Raw genomic sequence first — 13,291 nt, 5'->3', positions numbered from 1 at the left:
TCGTCTCCTTTTCATATTTATAATGATAACATTCATTATTTTAAATGTAAACAATAATTACGAATGAAAGTATAATAACTTTTAATTAAAAAATATATTTACATTAATTCTGCTTATGATAAAATATATTTATCAATGAAAATATAATTAATTTCAAATGAAATAAGGAGGATAAAAATGAAAAATGTTGCCCATTTTGGAGATTTAACTCCAAGAATGAATGAATTTAGAGAAAAAGTTTTAGATAAAAAACCCTATATTTGTGCTCAACGCGCACTACTTGCAACAGAAGCATACAAACTAAATCAAAATCAGCCAGCTATCATGAAACGGGCTTTGATGTTAAAAAATATTTTAGAAAAGATGTCTATTTATATTGAAGATGAAACCCTTATCGTAGGGAATCAAGCAGCTTCTAATAAAGATGCGCCAATTTTTCCTGAATATACACTAGAATTTGTTTTAGATGAATTAGATCTGTTTGAAAAGCGAGATGGTGATGTTTTTTATATTACTGAAAAAACAAAAGAAGATCTGCGTTCAATTGCACCGTTTTGGGAAAATAATAATTTAAGATCAAAAGGTGGCGCTTTACTTCCTGATGAAGTAAAAGTTTATATGGAAACAGGTTTTTTTGGAATGGAAGGGAAATTAAATTCTGGAGATGCCCATTTAGCTGTGGATTATCAACAAGTATTAAAAACGGGATTAAAAGGATATGAAGAAAGAGTACGACAATTAAAAGATGGATTGGATCTATGTGTTGTTGAAAATATAGATAAGTATCAGTTTTATAAAGCAGTGTTGATTGTTATTGAAGCGGTAAAAACATATGCATTACGATTTTCAAAATTAGCTAAAGAATTAGCCGTGAAAGCTGATGAAAAAAGAAAAGCAGAATTATTAGAAATTAGCCGTATTTGTGCTAAAGTCCCCTATGAGCCAGCTCAAACTTTTCATGAAGCAGTTCAATCAACATGGTTTATTCAATTGATTTTGCAAATTGAATCTAATGGGCACTCTTTATCATATGGGCGTTTTGATCAGTATATTTATCCATATTACCAGCATGATATTGATCATGGACTTATTAATGATGACCAGGTGGTAGAAATGTTAACAAATCTGTGGATCAAAACTTTAACGATCAATAAAGTCAGAAGCCAGGCACATACATTCAGCAGTGCCGGAAGTCCAATGTATCAAAATGTAACAATCGGCGGGCAAACACCAGATAAAAAAGATGCTACTAATGCATTATCATATCTAGTTTTAAAGTCAGTAGCTCAAACAAGATTACCACAGCCAAATTTAACAGTACGTTATCATCGGAATATGCCAAAAGCATTTTTGGATGAAGCTATCGAAGTTATGAAGTTAGGTACAGGAATGCCGGCTTTCAATTCAGATGAAGTTATTATTCCTTCTTTCATCGAAAAAGGTGTTAAAGAAGAAGATGCTTATAATTATAGTGCAATCGGCTGTGTTGAAACAGCAGTTCCTGGTAAATGGGGATATCGATGTACCGGAATGAGTTATATGAACTTTCCTAGAATCTTACTTATTACTATGAATGATGGAATCGATCCAACATCAGGTAAACGTTTTGTCAAAGGTCGGGGACGTTTTGAGGACATGAAATCATTTGATGAATTGATGAAAGCGATTGATCATGTTCTTAGAGAATTAACGCGGATGAGTGTTATTGTTGAAAATGCTATTGATTTAGCATTAGAAAGAGATGTACCAGATGTTTTGTGTTCAGCATTGACAGAAGATTGTATTGGTCGTGGTAAGACAATCAAAGAAGGTGGGGCAGTTTATGATTTTATTTCAGGATTACAAGTTGGTATTGCCAATATGGCGGATAGTCTAGCGGCAATTAAAAAACTTGTTTTTGAAGAAAAGAAAATAACCCCTGTACAATTAATGGCAGCTTTAGCTGACGATTTTACAAGTGTTGAAAACCAAAGAATTCAAAATATGTTAATTAACGATGCTCCAAAATATGGAAATGATGATGATTATGTGGATCAATTAGTTGTTGAAGTTTATAATTCGTATATTGATGAAATAAAAAAATACCCTAATACTAGATATGGTAAAGGCCCAATTGGTGGTATTCGTTATGCAGGAACTTCAAGTATTTCAGCAAATGTTGGTCAAGGATATGGAACAATGGCAACTCCTGATGGAAGAAAAGCGCATACACCGCTTGCTGAAGGATGTTCGCCGGCTCATTCGATGGATAAAAGCAGTCCAACAGCAGTCTTTAAATCTGTTTCTAAATTACCGACCCATGAAATAACAGGTGGGGTATTATTGAATCAAAAAGTAACCCCACAGATGTTAGCTAAAGAAGAAAATAAAGAAAAATTAGAAATGATGATCAAAACATTTTTTAATCGATTAGATGGTTATCATGTCCAATATAATGTCGTTTCGCGTGATACATTGATTGATGCTCAAAAGCATCCTGAAAAACATAAAGATTTAATTGTACGTGTAGCAGGATATTCAGCATTTTTCAATGTATTATCTAAAGCTACTCAAGATGATATTATTGGTAGAACTGAACAAATATTATAGCAGGAGAAAAAAGAGATGGAATTTATTATTGATACAGTAGATTTAGAAGAAATCAAGGATGCGATAGAACATATGCCAATTACCGGAGTAACCAGCAATCCTTCGATCGTTAAAGCAACAAGTCCGAAAAACTTCTTTGAGCATATGAAAGAAGTAAGAAAGATCATTGGTAAAGATAGAAGTCTCCATGTCCAGGTTATTTCTAAAGACTGCGATGAAATAGTCAATGAAGGTCATCGTATCTTAGAAGAAATCGATGATCAGGTATATATTAAAGTACCAGTATCGTATGAAGGAATCAAGGCAATCAAAATTTTAAAAGCGGAAGGTCATAATGTCACGGCAACAGCTGTGTATGATTTAATGCAGGCATACATGGCGTTAGCGGCAAAAGCAGATTATATTGCGCCATATGTAAATCGCATTGGGAATTTAGGAAGTGATCCATATGAATTGATCAATGAGTTATCAAAGCGGATCGTTATAGATAATTATGAATGTAAGATTTTAGCAGCGAGTTTTAAAGGTCTCCAGCAAATACGCGATGCCTTTAATGCAGGAGCCCAGAGTGTAACAGCGCCAGTAGTCGTATTAAAACAAATATTTGCAAATCCAAATATTGAAAAAGCGGTAAATGATTTTAATAATGACTGGTATGATGTTTATGGTAAAGGTAAAGGAATTTGTGATTTATAGGATCAAGACTAAAACTTAGATTATTGGGATATTAAAAAATGCAATTTGTTAGTTAAAAAGTGTAAGCGGGATGTATATTAATTGGGATAAATTGAATGTATAATATATTTAATAAGGAGTATTTTTACATTAAATATTTAATTGATTTTATATAATAATAGGTAAATTTTATAATTTAAAAGATACGTTTTTTACGATAAAGTATAAATATATGAGGTCGAATCATCACTTATAAAATTATTATCAGGGGAAGTGATTTTATAGAGAAAGATGTTATCGATATAAAAACTAACTGATAAAAAGGAGTGTGAGAAAATGAAGAAAAATCTGTTAGTTATTAAAAAGATATTTATAGTTGTTTTAACTGTTTTTATGGTTTTAGTGGGATGTCCTGGAGTAAAAGCAAATCAAATTTATTCAGAAATTATTATTAATGATTCTGATGTTGGTGAAGATGTTAACCAATTTTCGTTTAGCGATGGCTGGGTATATGAGGGTGGCTATCCTAGCTTATTTGAAGGTGGCGATGAACATTGGACAACTAAAGCGGTTTTCAATGAGAATTATCCATCATATTCGTTAAAGTTTTTAGGAAATAGGGTTACATTATATGGTCATCGTGTTAATGATGGATGTATAGCAGATGTTTATATTGATGATGTAAAAGTAGGGGAAATCGATTATTATCGTAATGGTAGAGCGAATAAAGAAATGTTGTATCAAAGTTCGTTATTAGAAAATGGTCTACATACGATTCGAGTTGTATTAAATGGTAGCAAAAATGCAGATGCTGGAGATAATTATGAAGCAGCGATTGATTATGCTGTAGTTGAAAGTGAAGAAATGGAGTACTTTGCTACAGATATCCAGTTAAGTGATTTACAATTAAGTTTAGAAGAAGGAATGCAAAAACAAATTACTTATACGATTCTTCCATCTTATGTAACACAAATACCTGATGTTATTTGGACAAGTGAAGATTCTGCGGTTGCTGCTGTTGATCAAAATGGTTTAATTACAGCAGTTGGTGCTGGGGTTACGAAAGTTACAGCAAAACTGGAAAATACAGATATTTTTAAGCAGGTAGAAGTAACCGTAAAACCTTGCAAAAATGAAATTCTAGGAATAATCAGCGATAATAATAAGCATGCTTATCCAGAACAATATTTATCATATGTTAATGATCTTTATGATAAAGATTTATCGTCTTTACAAACATGGCATAAAGATGTTTGGAAAAATGATGAAGTAACGAGTCGAATCGATATTTTTACAAAAGCAAAAGAATATTCGGCTGTATCATTAATAGCTGATGATTTAGTTGATCAAGAAGGGAATGTTATCAGTAAAGAGAATATTCATTTAACTTATATGGATACGGCAATAGCGCATACATCTAATCAAAGCATTTTTGATATTATCTCTCATGATACACAAAGAGATTTAAAAGCAAATCAGATGTATAGCGCATGGGTGGATATAACGATACCAAAAGATGCTCAAGCGGGATCATATACTACAACGATATCATTAGTATCGCAAGGTGAAATTTTAACAGAATTTACATATCAGCTTGATGTCTTGGATCTGGTGTTACCAGAATTTCAATCACAGATTGAATTATGGATGTATCCATACAGTTCAAATCGTTATTATTCAGGTAAATCATCTAGTGAGTATTTTGGTACAGATGTAACTGATTTGTATTATGTTCATTTAGATGATCAATATCAGGCAGGATTAGAGAGTCAACTAGAACTTTATAAAAGAATCGGTGGGGATGCTATTACTGTTACGGTAGTAGAAGATGCTTGGAATAGTCAAACTCATGATCCGTATCCTTCGATGGTAAAATGGACAAAGAAAGCTGATGGAACATTTAGTTTTGATTATACTGATTTAGATAAATGGGTTGAATTATGTATGGAACATGGTATTGATAAACAAATCAAGGCGTTTTCATTATCGTGTTGGGGAAATCGAATTACTTATTTTGATGAGGCAGCAAATCAGGTAGTTTTTGAAAGACCAGATACTGGTTCACAGCGCTGGAATGAATTGTGGTCGATCTTTTTACAAGATTATGTTGAACATATGGATGAAAAAGGCTGGTTTGATATAGCGTATATGTCAATGGATGAACGGCCTCTTAGTGAAGTTACTCCAGTCTTAGATTTAGTTGAATCAGTAAAAAATAAAGATGGTAAGTCATTAAAAACTTCACTTGCAGTATATAATTATGATACTGAAAGTATTTTTGATAGAATTGATGATCTATCGCTTTCGATATCAATCGGTTCTCAAGATAAGGCAAAAGAAATTACTAAACAAAGATCACAACAAGGTTTAATAACCACGATATATACATGTGGAGCACAAAATAGTGCTATGTTGAATAATCCTGGCGAGAGTGTAGCATCTATTTATGAAAGTTATAAAGATGGTACAGATGGATTATTACGCTGGGCTTTTGATTCTTTTAATGCCGAACCGCTTATCACTTCTCAACATGATTTGTTTGCAGCTGGTGATTTATACTTGATTTATCCTGATTTAAGAGATGCAAATTATAAGGCTCAATCTACACCAAGGTTTGAAAAACTTATAGAAGGTTTAAGGGATATTGAAAAACTTCGCTATTTAAAAGAAACATACAGCTGGCTAAGTGCTGATGTTGAAAATGTTGTTAATAAATTGAGTTATGATATTATTTCATCACAAAAGCTTATTGATCAATTATCTAAACAGGCAGCTAATGGATCAGTAGTTCCTTATATTTCAATTAACGAGCGTGATATTGAGTTATACCCAGATCAAACAAAACAGTTAACGACCACAGTATCACCTGAAAACTTGTTAACAGAGATTTTAAAACAAACAGCAATTATAAATGATTTTGATGAAAATGTTGTTTATAATGGAGCCTGGCATACTGATGAAGGATATCCAAGTATGTTTTATAATGGTGATGATCACTGGTGCTCACCAGTTGATGGAGATGATGCTAAAAACTATGGTTATGAATTTGATTTTTATGGAGATAGTTTTGCGATTATTGGAAATTTAGAATATTTAAATGGGAAATTTGATGTATTTATTGATAGTGAATATGTAACAACAGTAGATGCCTATAGTTCAGGAAGAATTGTATATTCTCGCTTATATGAAAGTGAACGCTTAGAATTAAAAAATCATCATGTAGTAATCAAAGGTAGCGGCACAAAAAATGTTGCGTCTACTGGATATAATATGCAGCTAGATTATATTGAAACTTATATTCATGAAAAATTAATATGGCAAAGTAGTGATGACCAAATTGTTACAGTAGAAGATGGTATGATTACAGCTTGTAAAACAGGTATGGCTGATATTACAGTTATTGCTGGTGAATATAGTGATACTATTCACGTTAACGTAAAAGCGGATTCTGCTGTTATTGATCTTAGTGCACTTGAAAAAATAATTAAAGATGCTAAAATGATCGATTTGAACACATATCAAGAGATAGGGAAATCTGAGTTTAAGATGGCATTAGAAAATGCTGAAAATATTTTAATTGATCCAATTGATCAAGAAACAGTAGATTTGGCGGTAAATACATTAGCTGATGCTATCAAGAATTTAATTAAAATTGGTGAAGATTCTGAAAAACCAATTGAACCAGATAAGTTAGATGATTCAAATATATCTAAATCACCACAGACTGGAGATTATTCAGAAGGATTAATTTATGGATATTTCATGATAGCTTGTACTGTAATCATATATGTGTGTAAGAGAAAAGAAAATAAGATGTTTTAACGAAAAAAGATTATCCTTGGCGGGATAATCTTTTTCAATCAGTATTTTTATAAAAAATCTTGACAGGAAACAAGAAGATCTATTTTTTTCCATTGAGTATCTTCATCGATGCAGTTTCCTTCTTCTACAGAGGCAAAACCACATTGAGGAGATAAAGCAATATTATCACCGATGATTGATTTGGCTTCAAGATATCTTGTTTTGATTTCATCGTGTGATTCTAAAACAGGATTTTTAGTAGATATCAAACCAGCTACAAAAGTAGTATTTGTTCCTTTTAACTGTGCCCATGGATCAAAAGAACCAGAACGTTCATCATCATATTCTACGAGAAAACCATCATATGGAATTTGACAAATGATAGGTGCTACTGAATCATAAAAGCCTTTAAAGAGAGGATAACCTTTAAAATTTCCTTTGCAAAAATGACTTGCAATAACCATATCTTGAGGTTTGTTTTCTAAAGCTTTTGTAGAAACTTTTTTAAACCACTGCAAGATTTCATTTTTTTGATATCCTAATTTATCAACTTTTGCTAAAAAATCATCGTCAATAAGATATGTCCAGGAAGTGTCATCGATTTGCAAATAGCGACAGCCATGGTCATATAGATCTAAAATAGCATCTTGATAAGCTGTAGCAATATCATCGATAATAGCATCGATATCATTGCCATAATAAGGGGTATCTTTTATTCCTAACTGTAAGAAATGGTCGACTAAAATCATATTAGGACCAGAGATACATTTTTTAGCTTCAATACCAGGGTATTTTTGAGCTAAGTTATAAAGAAAATTCCAGGCTTCAATTTCAGGGTGTGATTTATTTTTATCATAAGATATTTTCCCTTCAATCAAACCTAATTCAATATGGTTTACAACACCGTTTCTTTCTTTATCAAGGTGTTTAGTTGTAAATCCATCAAATTCTTTTAGCCAGTCTAAATGCCACCAGCGACGTCTAAATTCTCCATCTGTTACGTATTTTAATCCATGAGCAACTTCTTTTTCTACTAGTTTTGTGATTTCTTGATCTTCTACTTTTCTTAGTTGTTTTAAATCAATTTCATTTTTTTGATATTGGGCGCGTGCTTTTTTAATTTCTTGAGGTCTTAAAAAAGAACCAACGATATCATATTTTATATTTAACATGTACTTATCCTCCTATCACTGCATATAATAACTTGTCTTTTGATTATTGTAAAATACAGAAAAACAGCACTTTGTTATAGCTATTAGCTATAATGAGATTAAAATATCTTATTTATAGAAAAAAGTTTAATTTTATTTATAATTATAAGTATATTATTTAATAGATCAAATATAAGGAGGTTATGTTGTTTTAATTCAACTATATAAAATGAAAAATATCGAACAAATTGTTAACCAGCAGCATGAATATTTTAAAACTTTAAAAACATACGATTTTAATTTTAGAAATCAACAATTGACATTACTTTATCAAAAAATAAAAGAATATCAAAAAGATATTGAGCGGGCTTTATATCAAGATTTACGGAAAAGCTCTTTTGAAGCTTATTCAACCGAGATCGGTTATGTTTTAAAAAGCATTAGATATATGCAGAAGAATTTAAAAAAGTGGATGAAGCCAAACCGCAAAATAGCACCATATTATTTATTTGGTTCGTATGATACAGTTACTTATCAACCTTTAGGAATAAGTTTGATTATAGGACCTTTCAATTATCCTTTTCAACTCGTAATTGAACCATTGATTGGTGCAATTGCCGCTGGAAATTGCGCAATCGTTAAGCCCTCAGAAAACGCTCCTGCCACAGCAAAAATAGTAAAAAGAATTATTGACGAAATATTTATAGATAAATATGTTTGCTGTATTTTAGGAGATGCAGCAATAACGATTATGTTAACGCATAGTTTGGTTGATCATATTTTTTTTACAGGTAGTATTGAAGTTGGCAAAAAGATAATGAAAGCAGCTAGTGAGCAGTTAATACCGGTTACTTTGGAATTAGGTGGAAAGAGTCCTGTTATAATAGAAGACAGTGCTTTATTAAAGGATGCTGTTGAAAAAGTTGCCTGGGGAAAGATTTTGAATGCGGGACAAACTTGTGTTGCTCCTGATTATTTAATAATTAGTGAAAAATTAAAAGATGAGTTTATTCAAATATGGCAAACTATAATTGATAAATTTTTGAGTCAAGATGATTATGCTAGAATAGTTAATGAGCGGCATTTTGATCGTTTAGTTAATCTTTTTGATGGTGAAAGAATATATACAGGAGGTAATTATGATCGTAATGATTTGTGGATTGAACCGACTTTAGTTGATGGGGGTAGCAGTAATTTTATGAATGAAGAAATTTTTGGCCCTATTTTACCAATCATCACATATAAAGATCGTGATGAAATCGTAGAAATTATCGAACGTCATCCGTTTTCCTTAGCCCTATATATTTTTTCTAATGATAAACAATACATTCAATATTTAACAAAACGATTATCATTTGGTGGTGGTTGCATAAATGACTGTATAAGTCATTTAATATCAGCTAAGGTGCCATTTGGGGGTGTTCGCTATTCGGGAATGGGACAGTATCATGGTAAAGATAGTTTTATTGCTTTTAGTCATAAACAGACTATTCATCATCGCTATTTAAAAAAAAACCTTATCTCATTATATCCACCATATTCAAAGTATTTATATAAGCTGGTAGAAAAAGTGTTAAAGTAGAGATGATGAAATTAAATTGTATTAGTGCTTGGTTAGTTTTGGACATTATTTAATGATTTAATGCATATAGTTAGATAGGTGATTTTGTGAAAAAAACATATCTAATAATTGCAATAACTGCCGTTATATATATATTTACTAAATGTTTTTATTTAAGTAGTCCGATAGCTGTTAGTAAAGAACTGACATTAGAAGGGGTATCGGTGGTAATAGATCCAGGACATGGGGGTTGTAGATAACGCAAGTAATGAAAACAACGAAAATACAAGGAGAAAGGCAACTGTTGTACCTATTAAAATAAAATATGTGTGAGAGGACAAGCCTTTCAATAATGTAGACGTTCAGAAATGAGCGTCTATTTTTATACCCAAAATGAAAGGAGCATTAGATTTATGAAAAAGACATGGAAACGATTGTGTACGGGCTTCTTAGCTCTTGCAACTGTCGTTACTGCTTTACCGACTACACCCGTTCATGCAGAAAGCAAGCAATACTGGACGGAAAGTGCAGAACGTGTCGGTATCATTGAAAAAGTAATGAATGACGGTTCTATTGGTTCGACATTCAATGAGGGCTATATGAAAGTCGAGGGCGAAACTGCCTATTGTATTGACATCAATACAGATTTTAAGAACGGCTATAAGACCAGAGCTGACGCAAGCTCACGCATGAGTGCCGACCAGATTTCAGATGTGGCGTTATCCTTAGAGTATGTCAAACAGTATGGCGAAGCTCACAAGGAATTGAACTATAAACAAGTCTATCTGTTGGAACAATGTGTTGTCTGGCAGAAATTGAGCGTACATCTTGGCTGGCAATGTGATAACGTGCGAGCTTCTTATGATGAAATTCCAAAGGCTACGCAGGACGAAGTTTTCTCTGGTGCGAAAGCCTTTGTCAAAGAAAATAAAGGACGCTATGAATGTGGCGGTTATATCTACTCTGGCGAGGGGCAGGAATTGGGACAATTCTGGGCGAAACTGAATGTCGGAAATACGAAACTGCAAAAGGTTTCCAGTAATGCCAGCATCACAGACGGTAACGGGAATTACTCAATCGCTGGTGCAACATACGGTGTCTTTTCTGATAAAGACTGCACAAAACAGCTTGCCACCCTTACGACTGATGAAAACGGAAACACAGATATTGCAGAGGTAAAAGCAGGCACAGTCTATATCAAGGAATTATACGCACCAGCAGGATATAAAGTGGATAAAACTGTATATTCCTTAAAGGTTGAAGTTGGAAAGACAGCAATTTTGAAAGTATCAGATACGCCAAAAGTAACGGACACTTTGATTGAGCTTTTCAAGATTGATATGGAAACACAGAAAGACAATCCGCAAGGGAACGCTTCTTTAGCAGGTGCGGAATTTACATGGAAGTATTATGCTGGCTTCTACAATAAAGACAATCTCCCTGCCGAAGCTACTCGTACATGGGTTACAAAGACAATCGCTGAAACAGACAGCGACGGGACAACTCATTACATCACAAAATTAGCGGACACATACAAAGTATCTGGCGACAGCTTCTATATGCAGGACGGCAAGGCGGTTCTTCCACTTGGAACACTAACCGTAGAAGAAACAAAAGCTCCAAACGGCTACTTGTTAGAGGGTGCATATATGCAGGCTGGCGATAAGTCCGAACAGATAAAAGGCTTATATGTAACACAGATTACCGAGGACGGCGACCTTGCCGTATTATCTGGAAGTAACCAGTTTTCCGTATCAGACAAGGTTATCCGTGGCGGTGTCAAAATTCAGAAACGAGATTTAGAAACGGGCGATACAAAGCCACAAGGAAGTGCCACTTTGAAAGATACTGCCTTTGACATCATTTCCTTAAATGATAATGCAGTATTGGTTGAGGGCAAGTTATACAAGAAAAATGAAGTGGTAAAGACAATTCGTACAGATATTGAGGGTGTCGCTTCTACTTCTTCTGACCTCTTACCTTATGGAAAATTCCGTATCGTTGAGAGTGAAGCTCCCAACGGTTACTTAACTGACGGTGCAAAGCCGATTGATTTTACAATCACAGAAAATGGAAAAATCGTGGACTTAACCGAAAAAGCCCATTCTATCTATAATCAGATTAAGCGTGGAGATATTGAGGGTGTAAAAATCGGTGCAGGCACACACAAGCGTCTTGCTGATGTTCCTTTTAGGATCACAAGCAAGACAACGGGCGAAAATCACGTCGTGGTAACTGATGATAACGGGCAATTCTCCACTTCTGCTGAATGGGCTTCTCATAAGCACAATACCAACGCAGGAAAGACCAGCGAGGACGGTGTGTGGTTTGGAACTTCTGAACCAGACGACAGCAAGGGTGCATTACCTTATGATACCTACATCATTGAAGAAATGCGTTGTGATAGTAACAAAGGCTTTGAACTTATCCCACCTTTTGAAATCGTGGTATCAAGAAATAACCTTGTGATTGATTTAGGGACGCTGACTGATGAATACGAAAAAGAAATCTCTATCCATACCACAGCGACCAGCAAGGACGGCGAAAAGACTATCCTTGCAGGAAAAGAGGTAACAATCGTTGATACGGTCAAATTAGACGGACTTACAAAAGGCTCAAAATATCAGCTCAAAGGTTGGCAGATGTTAAAGGAAGAAAACGCCGAGCTTGTCATTGACGGAAAGCGTGTAGAAAATGACTATACCTTTGTCGCTGATGATGAGGAAATGAAAATAGAAATTACATATACATTCAATGCGTCCGAGCTTGGCGGTAAAAATCTGGTAACATTCGAGGAATTATACGATTTGAGCAATTCAGACGAACCCGTAAAAGTTGCGGAGCATAAAGACATTAAGGACGACGGGCAGACCGTACTTATCACAGAGCGTATCATCAAGATACATACAACCGCTACCGATAAAGACGGCAACAAAGAGCTTGAAGCTGAAAAAGAGGTAACAATCATTGATACCGTAACCTTAGAGGGCTTAGAAATCGGTACACAGTACAAACTTGTGGGCTGGCAGATGTTGAAAGAAGAAAATGCAGAACTTCTTATCAATGGAAAGCGTGTGGAAAGTGATTATACCTTTACCGCTGACAGCGAAGCTATGAAAGTGGAAGTTGCCTTTACCTTTGACGCTACTTCTCTTGACAGCAAACAGCTTGTAACTTTTGAGGAATTGTACGATTTAAGCAATCCAGACGAACCGAAGAAAGTTACCGAACATAAGAATATTGAGGATAAGGGACAGACGATTACCTTTAAGGAAAAGCCAGAAGAACCAGAGAAACCCGAAACACCACCGACACCAGAAAAGCCTAGCAGACCTAGCGACAGTCCCAAAACGGGCGACAGTACAAATGTAATGGCATTTATCGTGATGTTGCTTGCGTCTGCTGGTGGACTGGCTGGAACATATCTTTACAAACGCCGTAAAATGAAGAAATCATAAGGCGGTAACGGTATGAGGAAAGAAAAATCACGCTCTCCGCCGAAGCTGTCAAACGG

General features: G+C 34.2%; 6 protein-coding genes. 5 read left to right on the top strand and 1 reads right to left on the bottom strand.

The window, feature by feature from the left end; translation table 11 throughout:
- The first annotated feature begins 177 nt into the window (after positions 1–177).
- The 3 genes from BR82_RS0104025 (at position 178) to BR82_RS0104015 (ending at position 7,086) form a co-directional block, all read left to right on the top strand.
- Complete coding sequence (locus BR82_RS0104025; protein WP_027089115.1) at positions 178–2,589, top strand: glycyl radical protein; 2,412 nt, start codon at positions 178–180, stop codon at positions 2,587–2,589.
- Between the two features lie 15 nt (positions 2,590–2,604).
- On the top strand, positions 2,605–3,285 hold the full coding sequence (locus tag BR82_RS0104020) for a fructose-6-phosphate aldolase (protein WP_027089114.1): 681 nt from the start codon (positions 2,605–2,607) through the stop codon (positions 3,283–3,285).
- A gap of 315 nt (positions 3,286–3,600) precedes the next feature.
- On the top strand, positions 3,601–7,086 hold the full coding sequence (locus BR82_RS0104015; RefSeq protein WP_027089113.1) for a glycoside hydrolase domain-containing protein: 3,486 nt from the start codon (positions 3,601–3,603) through the stop codon (positions 7,084–7,086).
- 47 nt (positions 7,087–7,133) lie between these two features.
- On the opposite strand, the gene BR82_RS0104010 is transcribed toward BR82_RS0104015, so the two are convergent.
- Entirely contained in the window at positions 7,134–8,237 is a 1,104-nt protein-coding gene (locus BR82_RS0104010; RefSeq protein WP_027089112.1) for a 5-methyltetrahydropteroyltriglutamate--homocysteine S-methyltransferase, read from the bottom strand.
- A 193-nt stretch (positions 8,238–8,430) separates the two neighbouring features.
- Between BR82_RS0104010 and BR82_RS0104005 the strand changes: the two genes are divergently transcribed.
- Complete coding sequence (locus BR82_RS0104005) at positions 8,431–9,798, top strand: aldehyde dehydrogenase family protein (protein WP_027089111.1); 1,368 nt, start codon at positions 8,431–8,433, stop codon at positions 9,796–9,798.
- 392 nt (positions 9,799–10,190) lie between these two features.
- Positions 10,191–13,235, top strand: coding sequence for an SrtB-anchored collagen-binding adhesin (locus tag BR82_RS0103995; protein WP_027089110.1), 3,045 nt, complete (start codon positions 10,191–10,193; stop codon positions 13,233–13,235).
- Positions 13,236–13,291 lie beyond the last annotated feature (56 nt).

It is taken from the genome of Thomasclavelia saccharogumia DSM 17460, from assembly GCF_000686665.1.
Taxonomy (GTDB): domain Bacteria; phylum Bacillota_I; class Bacilli_A; order Erysipelotrichales; family Coprobacillaceae; genus Thomasclavelia; species Thomasclavelia saccharogumia.
This window is presented reverse-complemented; position numbering and strand designations above follow the sequence as displayed.